The sequence below is a fragment of the Nocardioides sp. Root122 genome (assembly GCF_001425025.1).
In the GTDB taxonomy this organism is placed as follows: domain Bacteria; phylum Actinomycetota; class Actinomycetes; order Propionibacteriales; family Nocardioidaceae; genus Nocardioides.
Window position 1 is genome coordinate 377,694 of sequence record NZ_LMDE01000011.1, and the last position, 16,184, is coordinate 393,877.

The following is a 16,184-nucleotide window of genomic DNA, read 5'->3' on the forward strand; positions in this document are numbered from 1 at the left end:
CACAACATGTCGATCATCGCTGCAGTCGGCGCCCGCGAGATCCTCGATTCGCGCGGCAACCCCACCATCGAGGTGGAGGTGCTTCTCGAGGACGGCGCGTTCGGCCGGGCCGCCGTGCCCAGCGGTGCCTCCACCGGTGCCTTCGAGGCCGTCGAGCTGCGCGACGGCGGCAAGCGCTACAACGGAAAGGGCGTGCAGAACGCCGTCACCGGTGTCCTCGACACCATCGCCGGCGCGATCGTGGGCCTCGACGCCGACGACCAGCGCCTCATCGACCAGGTGATGCTCGACCTCGACGCCACCCCCAACAAGGCCAAGCTGGGCGCCAACGCGATCCTCGGCGTCTCGCTCGCCACCGCGAAGGCCGCCGCCGAGTCGGCCGGCCTGCCGCTGTTCCGCTACGTCGGCGGCCCCAACGCCCACCTGCTCCCCGTGCCGATGATGAACATCCTCAACGGCGGCTCGCACGCCGACTCCAACGTGGACGTCCAGGAGTTCATGATCGCCCCGATCGGCGCCGCGACGTTCCGCGAGGCCCTGCAGCACGGCGCGGAGGTCTACCACGCGCTCAAGTCGGTCCTGAAGAAGAAGGGCCTCTCCACGGGCCTCGGCGACGAGGGCGGCTTCGCCCCCGACCTGGAGTCCAACCGCGCCGCCCTCGACCTGATCGCCGAGGCGGTCAAGGCCGCCGGTTTCACGCTCGGCAAGGACATCGCGCTGGCGATGGACGTCGCGGCCAGCGAGTTCCACGACAAGGGGAAGTACACCTTCGAGGGCAAGAAGCAGGGCAGCGACGAGATGGTCGCCTACTACGCCGACCTCGTCTCCTCCTACCCGATCGTCTCCCTCGAGGACCCGCTCGACGAGGAGGACTGGGCCGGCTGGAAGGCCATCACCGACGAGCTCGGCGACAAGACCCAGATCGTGGGCGACGACCTCTTCGTGACCAACGTCGAGCGGCTGCAGCGCGGCATCGACGGCGGCCAGGCCAACGCCATGCTGGTGAAGGTCAACCAGATCGGCTCGCTCTCCGAGACCCTCGACGCGGTCGACCTGGCCCACCGTGCCGGCTTCCGCAACATGATGAGCCACCGCTCCGGCGAGACCGAGGACACCACGATCGCCGACCTCGCGGTCGCCACCAACTGCGGCCAGATCAAGACCGGTGCGCCGGCCCGCTCCGACCGCGTCGCGAAGTACAACCAGCTGCTCCGCATCGAGGACGAGCTCGGCGACGCAGCGCGCTACGCAGGCAGGGGCGCCTTCCCGCGGTTCAAGGGCTGACGCAGGCAGCCGATCTGCACCGCGCCGCTGCGGGCTACCGCGAATCACGGCGTGGACGAGGCAGACTGACCCGCATGCCTTCCCAGCGTCGTACTCCTCGGGGTGGGCCCGGCGGTGGCGGCTCGCGCGGACCGAGGCAGGGCAGCTCGCACCCCGGCTCCCGTGGCTCCCGGCCACGGACGCCGGGGATGCGCACGCCGCTCTCCTCGCCCGCCGACACCGGCACCGTCGTGACACGTCCCGTCGCCCCGAGGAGTGCCGCGCGTCGCCCCAGGTTCACCGGCCGGGCGGCGGTCCTGGTGCTCGTGCTCGCCGTGCTCACGGTGTCCTACGCGTCGTCGCTGCGGGCCTACCTCCAGCAGCGCTCGCACATCGGCGAGCTCAAGGCGACCATCGCCGAGCGCGAGGCCAACATCGACGACCTCGAGCGCGAGAAGAAGCGCTGGGACGACCCGGCCTACGTCAAGGCGCAGGCGCGGGCCCGCTTCGGCTACCTGATGCCCGGCGAGTCCGGCTTCGAGGTGATCGGCCCCGACGGCAAGCCGTTGGAGGCGCAGGCCTCGCTCAACGACCCGTCCGAGGTGATCAAGACCGTGCCCAAGGCGTGGTGGAGCGCGGCGTGGGAGTCGATGGAGCTCGCCGGCAACCCCCCTCCGCCCGAGGAGCAGCCCGCAGACCTGATCGACGGGACCCAGCAGTGAGCAGCCACACGTGAGCAACAAGAAGGACGACCACGCCGGGGAGCAGCGGATCGACCCGGCCGACGAGGCCGCCATCCGCGCCCAGCTCGGCCGCAAGCCCCGCGGCATCGACTCGGTCGGGCACCGCTGCCCGTGCGGCAACCCCGACGTGGTGACCACGGAGCCGCGCCTGCCCAACGGCACGCCGTTCCCGACCACGTTCTACCTCACGTGCCCGCGCGCCGCCTCGCGCATCGGCACCCTCGAGGGCTCCGGCCTGATGAAGGAGATGCAGGCGCGGCTGGGGGAGGACGAGGAGCTGGCCGCGGCCTACCGTGCGGCCCACGAGAAGTACCTCGCCTACCGCGCCGAGGTCGGCGCGCGCGCCGGGCTCGACGTCCCCGAGATCGAGGGCATCACCGCCGGCGGCATGCCCGACCGGGTGAAGTGCCTCCACGTGCTCGCCGGCCAGTCCCTGGCCATGGGCGGCGGCGTGAACCCGCTCGGCGACGAGGTGCTCGACGCGCTCGGCGACTGGTGGGCCGCAGGCCCCTGCGTCGAGCGCCCCGCAGAATGACCCCATGACCGACTCCAGCACCGTGGCGGCCATCGACTGCGGGACCAACTCGATCAAGCTGCTCATCGGTGCCGTGCGGCCCGACGGCACCCTCGACGTGCACGTCCGCGACTCGCGCGTCGTCCGCCTGGGGCAGGGCGTCGACGAGACCGGGGTGCTCGCCGAGGAGGCGCTGGAGCGCACCTTCGCCGCGATCGACGAGCTCGCGGGGATGATCCGTGACCACGGCGTGCCGCCCGAGCGGCTGCGCTTCTGCGCCACGTCGGCCACGCGCGACTCGAGCAACGCCGCGGTCTTCGCCGAGGGCGTACGACGACGCCTCGCCGTCGAGCCGGAGGTGCTGTCCGGCGACGAGGAGGCCGCCCTGGTCTACGCCGGCGCGATCGCGGCCCAGGACCCGGCTCCCGCCGACCCGGTGCTGGTGGTCGACATCGGCGGAGGGTCGACGGAGCTGGTGCTCGGGGAGGGCGCCGAGCGCTGGGCGGTGTCGATGGACATCGGGTCGGTCCGCCTGCACGAGCGGCACCTGCACAGCGACCCGCCCGCCGCCGACGAGCTCGCCGCCTGCCTCGCCGACATCGAGCAGCACCTCGACACCTCCGGCGTACCCCTCGAGCGGACCCGCAGCGCCATCGGCACCTCCGGCACCATCAAGACGCTGGCCTGCGGCGTGCTCGGCCTCGACACCTACGACCGCGCGGCCTTCGACGGCGCGGTGCTCTCCAACGCCGACACCTCCTCGTTCGTGGACCGCCTCGTGGCGATGCGCGTCGAGGAGCGCCGCGCACTGCCCTACATGCACCCCGGCCGTGCCGACGTGATCGATGCCGGCGCCCTGATCTGGAGCCGGATCCTGGCGCGGGTCCCGGTGCCCGAGCACGTCGTCTCCGAGGCCGACATCCTGCACGGCATCGCCGCGGCCATCGCGCGATGACCGCGCCCCAGGACCTGCCGCACCCGCTCGTGGGCGGGCGGTTCAGCAGCCCCGTCGCGCCCGGCACCGGGTGGCCCGACGATCCCGCGGCGCCCGACACCCCGGTCGCCCGCGATGCCGACGACGTACGACGTCTCGCGCAGGCGGGCGACCTCGCCGAGCTCGACGCGCGGGTCAGCGTCTGCTCGGCCTGCCCGCGCCTGGTGGCGTGGCGTGAGGGTGTCGCGGTGGAGAAGCGCGCGTCGTTCGCCGACCAGCCCTACTGGGGCCGGCCGATCCCCGGTTGGGGCGACCCGGAGCCGTCGCTGCTGATCGTCGGGCTCGCGCCCGCGGCCAACGGGGGCAACCGGACCGGGCGGATCTTCACCGGCGACCCGAGCGCGGACTGGCTCTTCGCCAGCCTGCACCGCACCGGCTGGGCGGTGCAGGAGACGAGCACGCACTCCGGCGACGGCCAGCGGCTGGTCGACGCGCGGATGATCGCCACGGTCCGCTGCGCGCCGCCGGAGAACAAGCCGACCCCCGCCGAGCGCGACACCTGCGCGCCGTGGATCGCGGCCGAGCTGGCGCTGCTGCCCACCGTCCGGGTGGTCGTCGCGCTGGGGGCGTTCGGGTGGGACGGCGCGATCCGCTCGCTCGTCGCGGCCGGTGCGACGGCCCCGGTCCGCAAGCCGAAGTTCGGGCACGCCATCGAGCTCGAGCTCGGTGGCGTCACGCTGGTCGGCTGCTTCCACCCCTCGCCGCACAACACCTACACGGGTCGGCTGACCAGGGAGATGACGGACGCCGTCTTCCAGCGAGCACGGGCGCTGACAGACTGAGCCCACGCCACGCCCCGGTATCCCAACCGGTAGAGGAAGCCGCCTTAAAAGCGGTCAAGTCTGGGTTCGAACCCCAGCCGGGGCACTCACGTCCGGGCGGGGGCGCGCGCGCCTCACCCGTGCCGCGTCGGCGCCTCTCCCCGCACCGCCTGGTAGCCGTCGAACCTCGCTTCCAGCACGCCCTCGCCTCCGGTGAGGTCGGGCAGCTGGTGCTGGAGGTCGTGCAACCGCGCTGCCAGGAGCCGCGCCTCCAGCCGGGTGAGGTCGGCGTTCGCGGTCTGGCCGGTCACCTCCGAGCCCCACCGGCCGAGCAGGCGGAGCAGCTGCGGCGCGTCGGAGGTGGGCACCTCGAGCCCGACGTGCAGCACCGGTTCGCAGACCTGGGTCGTGGCGCGGGCCAGCGCCTGGCGTACGACGACGGGGGCGAGGCTGCGGTAGTCCAGCGCCGTCGGGAGGGTGCCGCGCTGCGAGGGCGGACCGTCGCCCGAGCGGTAGCCCGCCTCGACCAGCGCGACCCGGCAGTCGGTGACCTCCCAGCCTGAGAGGCCGCACGCGAGTGCGCGGGCGACGTGGTCCCGCAGCACGCCGGAGAAGTGCTCGACGGTCTTGAAGAGGAAGAGCGGGAGGTCGCGCATCGGCACGTCGATGTCGAGGACGACCCCGGAACCGGGCTCGGCGGGCGACAACCGGAAGCCGAGGGTGGCGGCCCAGGGGTTGCTGGGCGTGTTGAACCGCTCCACCGCCTCGCCGACCCGGCGCAGCCGCTCGACGTGCAGCACGCTCGCCTCGGAGAACTCGACCTCGATCCCGTGCTCGTCGGCCAGCGTCGAGGCGATGACCTCCTGCTGGACCCGGCCGTAGAGCGACACGGTGGGCCGACCGTCCGTGCCGGTGCGCGCCGCGATCAGGGGGTCCTGGTCGGCGAGCTGGGCCAGGGCGACGCGGAGTGCCGATCCCTGCCCGGGGTCGCACGCCTCCAGCGACGCCTCGAGCGTCGGGGGCGGGAAGTGATGTGCCTCCGCGCGGACCGAGTCGCCGAACCCGTCGCCGACGCGGACCGCGGCGATCCCGAGGAGCCGCGCGACCTGGCCGGCACCTGCCGCGTCGGCGCGCACCCACTGCCCGTCACCGAAGACCTCGATGCCCGCGACCTTGCCGGACCGGCCGTCCGGCAGGTCGAGGCGCTGCCGCGGGGCCAGGGTCCCCGAGAACATCCGGACGTAGGCGACCTTCTCGCCCGCCCCGCCCCGTTCGACCTTGAACACCCGCCCCGAGGCCGGACCGCCGGTGTCGGACTCCGTGCCCGGCAGGAACGTGGCGATGGCCTCCATCAGGTCGGGCACCCCGGCGCCGGTGACGGCCGACCCGGCGAGGACGGGGTGCAGCTCCGCCGCCCGGGTCTGCGCGGCGGCCAGCGCCCGGAGCTGCTCGGGGGTGCGGTCCCGCCCCTCGACGTACGCCGCCAGCAGCACGTCGTCGTGCTCGGCCAGCGCCACGGTCTCGCGCTCGCGGAACGCGCGGTCGTCGGGGGAGTAGGCCGCGAACGTCGCGGTCCGCGAACCGAGCCCCGACGCCGCACCCATCGGCAGCACGTCAGGCGTCAGCCGGCTGCGGATCGCGTCGAGGACCGCGTCGACGTCCGCTCCGACGCGGTCGATCTTGTTGACGAACAGCAGCGTCGGCACGCGCAGCCGCTGCAGCGCGCGCATGAGGATGCGGGTCTGCGGCTGCACGCCCTCGACGGCGGAGAGGACGAGGACGGCGCCGTCGAGCACGCCGAGGACGCGCTCGACCTCGGCGATGAAGTCCGGGTGACCCGGAGTGTCGATGACGTTGACGACGGCGTCGCCGAGCGGGAAGCCGACGACCGCGGCCTTGATGGTGATCCCGCGCCTGCGCTCGAGCGCGAGGCTGTCGGTGCGGGTGGTGCCGGCGTCGACGGAGCCGGGCTCGTCGATGACTCCGGCGAGGTGGAGCAGGCGCTCGGTGAGAGTGGTCTTACCGGCGTCGACGTGGGCGAGGATGCCCAGGTTGAGCGAGCGCGAGGATGGGCGTGGCGACACGCGAGGTCCCTTCGAGGAGGTGGATGCGGACGGGAGCGTGTGCAGCTCGCATCTCGATACCTCCTGGGACGTCGCGTGCGCGGTGGCCGGCCTCTCCGGCACTCGTCACGGTAGGCAGCGCCGCGACGGGTCGCAACGGGTTAACCGGCCTCCGGCCGCACCAGCACCTCGAAGCTCCGCCCGTCGGGGAACCCTGTCCGCCGACTTCCTGAGAAGTTGCTGTGAGGGGAACAGTGACCAGGCCGCGCACGTTTGAAGAGATGTCACCCCGGCTAGAGTGGTGTGACGTGACAGGCGCCGTCACCGCGACGGCGTCGGGACCTCCGGATGCTCCGGGGGAGGCCTCCAAGGAGAGACCATGAAGAGCAACAACCCCGTTTTCGCCCGTTCCGAGGAGTTCAACCGCGCCTCGACGAACGCCTACGGCAACCAGACCTACGCCGGCGGGGGCTCCGCCTACCCCGGCTACGGCGACACCAGCACCGACCCCTCCACCTGGGGCACCGGCACGCCCGGCCAGGTCGACCAGGGGCGGATGACGATCGACTCGGTCGTGCAGAAGACGGCCATCTCGGTCGCGGTGATCTTCGCGACCGCCATCGTCACCTGGTGGTGGATCGGCGACGTCGGCACGACCGACGCCTTCGGCCGGACGGTCGTCGACTCCGACGCCATGACCCGCGCCTCGACCGGCGCCCTGCTCGGCGCCGGCGGTGCCTTCCTGCTGTCGATGGTCAACTCGTTCAAGCGCGTGATCAGCCCGGCCCTCGTGCTGGCCTTCGCCGCCCTCGAGGGTGTCGCCCTCGGTGCCGTCAGCAAGCTCTTCGAGGTGCAGTTCGACGGCGTCGTGATGAGTGCCGTCATCGGCACGTTCGGTGCCCTCGCCGGCACCCTGGCCGCCTACAAGTTCCTCAACATCAAGGTGGGCGACAAGTTCCGCCGCGGTGTCGTGGCGGCCATGTTCGGCATGGTGGGCCTGGGCCTGCTGTCGCTGGTGCTGAGCTTCTTCGGCATCAACACCGGCCTCTACGGCATGGGCGGCCTCGGCTTCGTCTTCGCCCTCGCCGGCCTCGTGCTCGGTGTCCTCATGCTGATCCTCGACTTCGACTTCGTCGAGCAGGGCGTCGCGGCCGGCCTCCCGGACCGTGAGTCGTGGCGGGCCGCCTTCGGCCTGACCGTCAGCCTGGTCTGGATCTACACCAACCTGCTGCGCATCCTCGCCATCCTGCGTGGCGACTGATCGTCCGGCTCCACCCCACCGGCCCGCCCGAGTCCGCTCGGGCGGGCCGGCGGCATTTCGGAGGGCTGCCCGCCGCCTCCGCCCCGGGTAGTGAGGGACGTTCTGGGCGTTCGGAGGCCCCGATCGCCTACCAGAACGTCCCTGACTACCCCCGGCGGACGGGCCGGCGGCATGTGCGAGCGGGAGTGGTCAGCCGGTGGTGTCGGTGGCCTCGTCCGCCGACGCAGTCCCCTCGGGCTCCTCGTGCTCCTCGCTCTCCGGCGACTCCGCGTCGGTGGAGGGACGCCGGCGGCGGTGGCGCAGCTCCACCCAGCGCCCGCGCAGGCCGCGTTGGGTGCCGCCGACCTCGGTGCCGTCGACCTCGGTGCCGGGCGTACGCGCGGCACGGACCGCCGCTGCCGCGACCGGGAGGATGCCCTCGCGGCGCAACGGCTCGGGCAACGACTCGTCGTCGGGCAGCAGGTCCAGGGCGGCCAGGCACGACGGGATGAGCACCGAGGCCAGCTGCTGGTAGCCGTCGGCCGACGGGTGGAAGCGGTCGGGACCGAAGAGCACGGCGGGCGCGGCGTCGAACTCGGGGCCGAGGATGTCGCCGAGCGACACCGAACGGCCGCCGTTCTCCACGACCGTGATGGTCTGCGCGGCCGCGAGCCGGCGCGACCACTCGCGTGCCACCTGCTTGAGCGGCGGCGGGATCGGGCGGATGGTGCCGAGGTCGGGGCAGGTGCCGACCAGCACCGCGATGCCGGCCTCGCGCAGGCGGCGTACGCCCTCGGCGAGGTGGCGCACCGACGCGGACGGCAGCACGGAGTGGGTGACGTCGTTGGCCCCGATCAGCACGACGGCGAGGTCGGGGTGCGTGCCGATCGCGGCGTCGGCCTGCTCGGCCAGTGCGCTCGACTGCGCGCCCACGACGGCGAAGGACCGGAGGTGCACGCGGCGGTCGGCCTGGGCGGCGACGCCGGTGGCCAGCTGCGCGCCGGTCGTCTCCTCGACGCGCTGCACGCCGTAGCCGGCTGCGCTCGAGTCGCCCAGGAGCGCGATCCGGATGGCTGGCGCGGGACGCCCGCGGCCGTACCACCCGGTGGCGTCGGGCGGGGTGTCGGTGGCGTTGCCGATCATCCGTCGGGCGAACTTCGCCTCCGCCACCAGCACGCCGTAGAGCCCGGCGCCGAGCACGGAGAGACCGCCGCCGCCCAGCGCCGCGGCCGATGCCAGCTTGCGTGCTGCTCCAGTTGCGCCCACGACTTCATGCTACGGACCAGTAGGTCGGTAGATTGACCGGGTGCAGTACGTGAACTCCCTCCTCGACCTCATCGGCAACACTCCGCTCGTCCGGCTGGGCCGGACCCTCGACCTGCCGAGCAGCGAGGCCGACGGCCCTCTGGTGCTCGCCAAGGTCGAGTACCTCAACCCCGGTGGCTCGGTGAAGGACCGCATCGCCAGCCGGATGATCGAGGCCGCGGAGGCCTCCGGCGCCCTCCAGCCCGGCGGCACGATCGTGGAGCCGACCTCGGGCAACACCGGCGTCGGGCTGGCGATGGTGGCCCAGCAGAAGGGCTACACGTGCATCTTCGTGTGCCCCGACAAGGTCAGCGAGGACAAGCGCAACGTGCTCAAGGCCTACGGCGCCGAGGTCGTGGTCTGCCCGACCGCCGTCGCGCCGGAGCACCCGGACTCCTACTACAACGTCAGCGACCGGCTCTCCAAGGAGCCCGGCGCCTGGAAGCCCGACCAGTACTCCAACCCCCACAACCCGCGCTCCCACTACGAGACCACCGGCCCGGAGATCTGGGAGCAGACGGACGGGAAGATCACCCACTTCGTCACGGGGATGGGCACGGGCGGCACCATCAGCGGCGTCGGCCGCTACCTCAAGGAGCAGAACCCCGACATCCAGGTCATCGGCGCCGACCCGGCCGGCTCGGTCTACTCCGGCGGCACCGGGCGCCCCTACCTCGTCGAGGGCGTCGGCGAGGACTTCTGGCCCGAGACCTACGACCGCACCGTCGCCGACCGCGTCATCGAGGTCTCCGACGCCGACTCCTTCGCCTTCACCCGCCGCCTCGCCCGCGAGGAGGCGATGCTGGTCGGAGGCTCCGCCGGCATGGCGGCCTTCGCCGCGCGCCAGCTCGCCCACGAGCTCGTCGCCGAGGGCCGCACCGACGCGGTGGTCGTGGTGCTGCTGCCCGACTCGGGGCGCGGCTACCTCACCAAGGTCTTCAACGACGACTGGCTCGGCCAGTACGGCTTCGCGACCGGCGCGCAGGACGACCACCGCACCGTCGGCGAGGTGCTGCGCGGCAAGTCCGGCCAGCTGCCCGACCTGGTGCACACCCACCCCGCCGAGACCATCGCCGAGGCCGTGCACATCCTCCAGGAGTACGGCGTCAGCCAGATGCCCGTCGTCCGCGCCGAGCCGCCGATCGTGGCCGCCGAGGTCGCAGGGTCGGTGTCGGAGCGCACCCTGCTCGACGCGCTGTTCACCGGGCACGCCAAGCTGACCGACCGGGTCGAGGACCACATGTCCGGGGCGCTGCCGACCATCGGCTCCACCGAGCCGGCGACCGACGCGGTGACCCTGCTCGAGAAGGCCGACGCGGTGCTGGTGCACGAGGACGGCAAGCCGATCGGCGTGCTGACCCGCCAGGACCTGCTCGCCTTCGTGGCCGCCTCGTGACCCGTCGTACGCGCCTGGCCGGCGCGCTCGCGGCGCTCGCCTGCCTCGGCTCGCTGTCCGCGTGCGGTGGCGACGACGTCAACACCAGCACCGAGCCCGTCGAGGTGGAGGTCGGCAAGGCCTTCACGTGGAACGGCTTCGCCGTCGACGACGGCTGGACGCTCGAGGGGGTCGAGCGCTCGGTCAACGCCGAGACGGTGACCACCCCGCAGGTGGAGGGGACCATCACGAACAAGGCCGACGAGACGCGCGCGCCGATCTTCCAGATGGTCTTCTCGCAGGACGGTGACGCGGTCGCCACGGTGAGCTGCTCGGCCGCGAAGATGCAGACCGACCAGTCGATGGCGTTCGAGTGCCCGGGCCTGAGCGCCGTGATGCCGAAGGACTACGACGCCGTGGTCGTCCAGGAGCTCCGCCGAGACACCAGCTCCTCCTGACGTGGGCGACCTGTCCCTCGAGGTCACCGGCTTCCTGCTCCTCGCGGCCCTGGTCGCGGGCTTCGTCGACGCCGTCGTCGGCGGCGGGGGACTGGTGCAGCTGCCTGCGCTGCTGATCGGCCTCCCCGGTGCGTCGGTGGTGCAGATCGCGGCGACCAACAAGCTCGCCTCGTTCTGCGGCACGTCGATCAGCGCGGCGACCTACGTCAGGCGCATCCGGCCCGACCCGCGCACCTTCCTGCCGTTGATGCTCGCGGCGTTCGTGGGTTCGGCCGGGGGTGCGCTGGTCGCCTCGCTGCTGCCGCGCAGCGCGTTCGACCCGATCATCCTGGCGGTGCTGGTGCTGGTCGGTGGCTACGTCTGGTTCAAGCCGAGTGTCGGTGAGCTGACCAGCCTGCGCTTCCAGGGCGGCGGGCACCTCACCGCGGTGGTTCTCACCGGTCTCACCATCGGCTTCTACGACGGTGCGATCGGCCCGGGGACCGGGTCGTTCCTCGTCTTCGCCCTCGTCGGCCTGCTGGGCTACAACTTCCTCGAGGCCTCGGCCAAGGCCAAGCTCGCCAACTGGGCCACCAACCTCGCCGCGCTCATCGTCTTCGTGCCCCAGGGCGCGGTGATCTGGCAGCTCGCGCTGCCGATGGCGGCGGCCAACATCACGGGGGGCTACCTCGGGGCGCGGCTGGCGATGGCACGGGGTGCCCGGTTCGTCCGCGCCTTCTTCCTGGTCGTCGTGACCGGGTTCGTCGTCCGGCTCGGTGGCGGGCTGCTCGGCTGGTGGTGACGGGGCTCGTGGGGTCAGGCCGGTAGCCTCCACCCCGTGCGAGCGGTCTCGGCAGTCGACGGGTTCCAGCGCCGTCATCCCGTGCTCGGCTTCCCGCTCGCGGTGGTCTACAAGTACTTCGACGACCAGGGCCCCTACCTCGCCTCGGCACTGACCTACTACGCCTTCATCGCGATCTTCCCGCTGATGCTTCTCGGCACGTCGATCCTCGGCCTGATCCTGCGCGGCGAGCCCCAGTGGCAGGAGCAGATCCTCAACTCCGCGCTCTCGCAGTTCCCGATCATCGGCGACGAGCTCGGCCGTCCGGAGGGCCTGCAGGGATCGGTGGCCGGTGTCGCCATCGGTGCGATCGCGGCGCTCTACGGCGCGATGGGCCTCGGGCAGGCGTTGCAGAACACCCAGCACGTCGCCTGGTCCGTGCCGCGCAACAGCCGGCCCAACCCGATCTACGCGCGCGTCAAGACCCTCGTCCTGCTGGTCACCGCCGGCTTCTCCCTGCTCGCGGTCTCGATCGTCTCCACCGTGGCGAGCACCACCGACGTGTTCACCGAGGTGCTCGGCTCCGGCATCCAGTACCTCCTGCCTCTGCTGACCATCGCCGTGGTGGGCACCTTCCTCACGTTCCTCTTCCGCTTCGCCGCGACCGACCAGCACTCGTTCCGGCGGGCGGCGCCGGGCGGCTACACGCTCGCGGTGATGTGGCAGCTGCTGCAGCTGGCCGGAGCGGCCTACGTCGACAACGTGCTGGTCGACACGAGCTCGATGACCAAGACCTTCGGCCTCGTCCTCGGACTGATCGGCTTCCTCTGGATCGGTGCCGTGATGGCGGTGCTGGCCATGGAGATCAACGTCGTCAACGCGCGCCGGCTGTGGCCGCGCGCCCTGCTGACGCCCTTCACCGACAACGTCGAGCTCACCGACGCCGACCGCCGGGCCTACGCCGCCTACGCGCGCATGCAGCGCCACAAGGGCTTCGAGAAGGTGCACGTGGTCTGGGAGCCGGGACCGGCCGAGCTCCGGCACCAGGGTGGGCACGTCGACGCGGAGCAGGAGCGGCCCGTCGAGGACGACCGGGCGTGACGTCCTACCTCACCGTCGCCGGTCCTGCCGACGCCGAGGTGGAGGACCGTGGGTCCCGCTTCCTGTGCACGCTGCGCCGGGTCGCCGACGAGGACGAGGCACGCGCCCTGGTCGCCGCGCTGAGGCGCGAGCACGCCGACGCACGCCACCACTGCTCGGCGTTCGTGCTCGGACCTCGCGGGGACGTGCAGCGCTCGTCCGACGACGGCGAGCCCGCGGGCACGGCCGGTGCACCGATGCTCGACGTGCTGCGGGGTGCCGGCGTCAGCGACGTGGCGGCGGTGGTGACGCGTTGGTTCGGCGGCACCCTGCTCGGTGCGGGCGGCCTGGTCCGCGCTTACGGCGACGCCGTGCGCGCCGCGCTCGCCGAGGCCGGCACGGTGCGCCGCTCGCTGGTCACCGAGCTCGCGCTCGACCTCGACCACGCGGACGCCGGGCGGGTGGAGGGGGAGCTGCGCGCGCGTGGGGTGAGCGTCCTCGAGGTGGCGTACGACGCCCGGGTGCGGCTGCTGCTCGCCGCGCCGCCCGCGGAGCTCGAGCGCGTCGCCGAGGTGGTGGCGGCGGCCACCGCCGGGCGCGAGCGGCCGGTCGCGGTGGGGGAGCGCTGGGTCGACGGCCTCAGCTGAGGTCGCCGTCGACGTAGAACCACCGGCCGGCACGCTGCTCGAAGCGGCTGACCTCGTGCATCCGGCCGCCGTCCCACGACGCGACGAACTCGACGGTGTCGCCCTCGGTCGCGAGGACCTGCAGACCGGTCCACCGGGTGCTCCGGTCGGGGGTGGTGTCCTCGGGTCGCGTGCGCGGGTGCCAGGTGCGGAAGAGGTGGTCGGCGTCGCCCACGACGTAGGCGGTGTAGCGCGATCGCATGAGCTGCTCGGGCGTGACCGCCTGCTCCCGGTTGGCCAGGAGCGGTCCGCAGCAGGCGTCGTACGTCGCTCCGGACCCGCACGGACAGGACGACGTCGGCATGCCGGCGAGGGTATCCGGAGACGTTCCGGTGCGCGTGTCCCGTCGGAGGGGAACAACCTCCTTGGCACATGGGTTGTAAGGATGTAATCATGTAAACACTGCAAGAAGGAGAACACCCATGATGACCCGGGACGACAACGACGAAGGCCGCGGACGACGCGGTCGGGGCCGCGGCGAACGCGGCGAACGCGGCGCCCGCCGCGGTGGCTGGCAGGTCGCCGACCTGCCCTCCGCGGACGACGCCGCGGACTGGTTCCGCGGGCGCCTGCCCGACGACTGGTTCAGCGAGATCGAGGTGCGCACCGACCGTGAGGAGATCACGGTGCTGGGCACCCTCGGCGACGACCGGGCGGGTGGTGCCGAGGGCGCGGAGGCGGAGGGCCGGATCAGCCGGTTCCGTGCCGACACCAAGGCCGAGCGCATCGAGATCGCGCTGGAGGCGCAGGCCCGCTACGAGCGCAAGGTCTCGTGGGGGGTGCGGCTCGGCGACACCGAGGCGCTCTTCACCCACGTGGCCGCACCGGTCATGACCCGGCTGCGCCAGCCCGAGCGCCAGGTGCTCGACACCCTGGTCGACGCCGGCGTGGCCCGGTCGCGCTCCGACGCCCTGGCCTGGTCGGTCCGGCTCGTCGGCGAGCACGCCGAGGAGTGGCTGGGCCAGCTGCGCGATGCCATGGCCGAGGTCGACAAGCTGCGCGGCGAGGGCCCGTCCCTCTGACGCAGCACCGACCGACGACGAAATGCGTGGCTCGGCACGGGGCCGACCACTAGCGTCCCCGCCATGACGATCGAGCGGCCCGAGCCGTCCTTCAGCAACGACGAGGTGGGGATGCTGCGCGCCTTCCTCGACCACTACCGCGGCACCATCCGCCTGCAGGCGTCCGGCCTCACCGACGCGCAGCTCGACCAGCCGCTCCCGCCCAGCGACCTCACGCTCGGCGGGATGCTGAAGCACCTCGCCTTCGTGGAGGACTACTGGTTCTCCTACAACCTCGCCGGACACGATCCCGCGCCGCCCTGGGACACCGCGCCGTGGGACGACGACGAGGACTGGGACTGGCACAGCGCTGCCGGGCAGACCCGCGCCGAGCTCGACGACCTGCTCGTCACCGCCGTCCGGCGCTCCGACGCGTGCCTCGACGCCGCCCTGGCGGCCGACCCCGACCTCGGCCGCCCGGTCGCGCGGCCCCGCCCGCCCGAGAAGGGGGAGACCGCGACGCTGCGGTGGGTGCTGGTGCACATGGTCGAGGAGTACGCCCGCCACGCCGGGCACGCCGACCTGATCCGGCAGTCGATCGACGGGGCGACCGACGTCTAGGTCACGTGTCCTGGTGCAGGCAGAGCACGTTGCCGTCGGGGTCCTTGAACCAGGCCGCCTTCTCGGCGCCGAGCACGCACACGTGGTCGACGGTCGTGAGGTCGGGCAGGTCGTAGTCGTCGAAGACGACCCCTCGGCCCTCGAGGTCGCTGATCTCCGCGTGGATGTCGTCCACCTCGAAGCTCATCGCGGTGCTCCCCGACGGCGTGCTGTCGGGTCGCGGGAGCAGGACGAGGGTGGACCCGCCGTCCAGCGCGTAGACCGCGCTGCCCTCGTCGTTGGTCCCCGTGTAGTCGAGCCCCAAGGACTCGGAGTAGAACGTGCGCGACCGGTCGACGTCGGTGACCGGCATCATCATCGCGACCGTGCGGTGCGTGAGCGCCATGGCGCGCCTCCCTCTGCCCCCGTCTGGCTGCCCCCGTGGTCGCTCCCAGTGTGCGCCGGCCGGGCGCGTCGCGGCACCTGCTCCAGACCGGAGAATCCGGGGAGATGTCGTGAGGTTTGCGGCAGCAGCGCGGTGCGCACCGGCCGATCTGGTGGAATGGGCCCATGGCAGACCCGATCCGCATCTACCTCCTCGACGACCACGACGTCGTGCGGGAGGGCCTCAAGTTCCTGCTCGAGCAGCAGGAGGACATCGTGGTGGTGGGTGAATCGGCCTCCGCCACGGAGGCGGCGGCGCGGATCCCCGCGCTGCGTCCGGACGTGGCCGTGCTCGACGCGCGGCTGCCCGACGGCTCGGGCATCGAGGTCTGCCGCACCGTGCGCGCGATCGACCCGACGATCAACGCCCTCATCCTGACGTCGTACGACGACGACGAGGCGCTGTTCGCGGCGATCATGGCCGGCGCCGCGGGCTACGTCCTCAAGGAGATCCGCAGCTCCGACCTGGTGAGCGCGATCCGCCACGTGGCCGCGGGCAAGTCGCTGATCGACCCGGCGATGACCGCCACCGTGCTGGAGCGGATCCGCAACGGTCCGAGCACCCCCGACGAGCTGGCCTCGCTCACCGACCAGGAGCGGATCCTGCTCGGGCACATCGCCGAGGGCCTGACCAACCGGCAGATCGCCGAGCAGATGTTCCTCGCCGAGAAGACGGTCAAGAACTACGTCTCCAGCATCCTCGCCAAGCTCGGCCTGGAACGTCGCACCCAGGCGGCCGTGCTGGCCTCCAAGCTGCTCGGCGACCAGCACTGAGGCGACCCCCGCGAGCGGGGCCCGGGACCTTCTGGGATGTTGCGGGACCTTGGTCCCCCCGGTCGGTGACGGAAGGACCTGATGCCGCGCGCCCCGCTCGGCGACTCTGGTGGTGACCCAGAA

At 72.4% G+C, this 16,184-nt stretch carries 18 protein-coding genes and 1 tRNA gene; 15 read left to right on the top strand and 4 right to left on the bottom strand.

Annotation, left to right across the window (positions count from 1 at the left end; all coding sequences use genetic code 11):
• Positions 1-6: 6 nt before the first annotated feature.
• The 6 genes from eno (at position 7) to ASC64_RS14665 (ending at position 4,381) form a co-directional block, all read left to right on the top strand.
• Positions 7-1,284, top strand: coding sequence for a phosphopyruvate hydratase (eno, locus tag ASC64_RS14640; protein WP_056908256.1), 1,278 nt, complete (start codon positions 7-9; stop codon positions 1,282-1,284).
• A gap of 188 nt (positions 1,285-1,472) precedes the next feature.
• Positions 1,473-1,985, top strand: coding sequence for an FtsB family cell division protein (locus tag ASC64_RS14645; RefSeq protein ID WP_156385219.1), 513 nt, complete (start codon positions 1,473-1,475; stop codon positions 1,983-1,985).
• A gap of 10 nt (positions 1,986-1,995) precedes the next feature.
• On the top strand, positions 1,996-2,541 hold the full coding sequence (locus ASC64_RS14650) for a DUF501 domain-containing protein (protein WP_056908258.1): 546 nt from the start codon (positions 1,996-1,998) through the stop codon (positions 2,539-2,541).
• 4 nt (positions 2,542-2,545) lie between these two features.
• Entirely contained in the window at positions 2,546-3,475 is a 930-nt protein-coding gene (locus ASC64_RS14655) for a Ppx/GppA phosphatase family protein (protein ID WP_056908259.1), read from the top strand.
• Positions 3,472-4,296: a uracil-DNA glycosylase gene (locus ASC64_RS14660; protein WP_056908260.1), complete on the top strand. Its 825-nt coding sequence runs from the start codon at positions 3,472-3,474 to the stop codon at positions 4,294-4,296. The genes ASC64_RS14655 and ASC64_RS14660 overlap by 4 nt, the downstream gene beginning before the upstream one ends.
• 11 nt (positions 4,297-4,307) lie before the next feature.
• A tRNA-Leu gene (locus ASC64_RS14665) sits at positions 4,308-4,381 on the top strand.
• Positions 4,382-4,409: 28 nt separating this feature from the next.
• Here the strand turns inward: ASC64_RS14665 and ASC64_RS14670 are convergent.
• Positions 4,410-6,359: an elongation factor G gene (locus tag ASC64_RS14670; RefSeq protein WP_056908261.1), complete on the bottom strand. Its 1,950-nt coding sequence runs from the start codon at positions 6,357-6,359 to the stop codon at positions 4,410-4,412.
• Between the two features lie 358 nt (positions 6,360-6,717).
• Here ASC64_RS14670 and ASC64_RS14675 point away from each other — a divergent pair, with 358 nt between their 5' ends.
• Positions 6,718-7,599, top strand: a complete 882-nt coding sequence (locus ASC64_RS14675; protein ID WP_056908262.1) for a Bax inhibitor-1/YccA family protein — start codon at positions 6,718-6,720, stop codon at positions 7,597-7,599.
• Positions 7,600-7,788: 189 nt separating this feature from the next.
• On the opposite strand, the gene ASC64_RS14680 is transcribed toward ASC64_RS14675, so the two are convergent.
• On the bottom strand, positions 7,789-8,844 hold the full coding sequence (locus ASC64_RS14680; RefSeq protein WP_056908263.1) for an SGNH/GDSL hydrolase family protein: 1,056 nt from the start codon (positions 8,842-8,844) through the stop codon (positions 7,789-7,791).
• Between the two features lie 40 nt (positions 8,845-8,884).
• Between ASC64_RS14680 and ASC64_RS14685 the strand changes: the two genes are divergently transcribed.
• The 5 genes from ASC64_RS14685 to ASC64_RS14705 are packed head-to-tail and all read left to right on the top strand — an operon-like array spanning position 8,885 to position 13,203.
• On the top strand, positions 8,885-10,279 hold the full coding sequence (locus ASC64_RS14685) for a cystathionine beta-synthase (RefSeq protein ID WP_056908264.1): 1,395 nt from the start codon (positions 8,885-8,887) through the stop codon (positions 10,277-10,279).
• The gene (locus tag ASC64_RS14690) at positions 10,276-10,716 is read left to right on the top strand and encodes a hypothetical protein (protein WP_056908265.1); all 441 of its coding nucleotides are present in this window, start codon (positions 10,276-10,278) and stop codon (positions 10,714-10,716) included. Before ASC64_RS14685 ends, ASC64_RS14690 begins: the two co-directional genes overlap by 4 nt.
• A gap of 1 nt (position 10,717) precedes the next feature.
• On the top strand, positions 10,718-11,497 hold the full coding sequence (locus tag ASC64_RS14695) for a TSUP family transporter (protein WP_056908266.1): 780 nt from the start codon (positions 10,718-10,720) through the stop codon (positions 11,495-11,497).
• Positions 11,498-11,533: 36 nt separating this feature from the next.
• A complete protein-coding gene (locus tag ASC64_RS14700; protein WP_082550496.1) occupies positions 11,534-12,577 on the top strand; it encodes a YihY/virulence factor BrkB family protein in 1,044 nt (347 codons plus the stop codon).
• Positions 12,574-13,203 (top strand): YigZ family protein, encoded by a 630-nt coding sequence (locus tag ASC64_RS14705; RefSeq protein WP_056908268.1) that lies wholly within the window; start codon positions 12,574-12,576, stop codon positions 13,201-13,203. Before ASC64_RS14700 ends, ASC64_RS14705 begins: the two co-directional genes overlap by 4 nt.
• Here the strand turns inward: ASC64_RS14705 and ASC64_RS14710 are convergent.
• Complete coding sequence (locus ASC64_RS14710; RefSeq protein WP_056908269.1) at positions 13,196-13,546, bottom strand: YchJ family protein; 351 nt, start codon at positions 13,544-13,546, stop codon at positions 13,196-13,198. The two genes, ASC64_RS14705 and ASC64_RS14710, sit on opposite strands and share 8 nt — an antisense overlap.
• A 118-nt stretch (positions 13,547-13,664) precedes the next feature.
• Here ASC64_RS14710 and ASC64_RS14715 point away from each other — a divergent pair, with 118 nt between their 5' ends.
• Both ASC64_RS14715 and ASC64_RS14720 read left to right on the top strand, forming a co-directional pair.
• Entirely contained in the window at positions 13,665-14,264 is a 600-nt protein-coding gene (locus ASC64_RS14715) for a hypothetical protein (protein WP_283100241.1), read from the top strand.
• A gap of 63 nt (positions 14,265-14,327) precedes the next feature.
• Entirely contained in the window at positions 14,328-14,864 is a 537-nt protein-coding gene (locus ASC64_RS14720; protein ID WP_056908270.1) for a DinB family protein, read from the top strand.
• A 1-nt stretch (position 14,865) separates the two neighbouring features.
• Here the strand turns inward: ASC64_RS14720 and ASC64_RS14725 are convergent, their stop codons facing one another.
• Entirely contained in the window at positions 14,866-15,249 is a 384-nt protein-coding gene (locus ASC64_RS14725; RefSeq protein WP_056908271.1) for a VOC family protein, read from the bottom strand.
• Between the two features lie 164 nt (positions 15,250-15,413).
• On the opposite strand from ASC64_RS14725, the gene ASC64_RS14730 reads away from it, so the two are divergent.
• Positions 15,414-16,061 (top strand): response regulator, encoded by a 648-nt coding sequence (locus ASC64_RS14730; protein WP_056908272.1) that lies wholly within the window; start codon positions 15,414-15,416, stop codon positions 16,059-16,061.
• Positions 16,062-16,184: the final 123 nt, after the last annotated feature.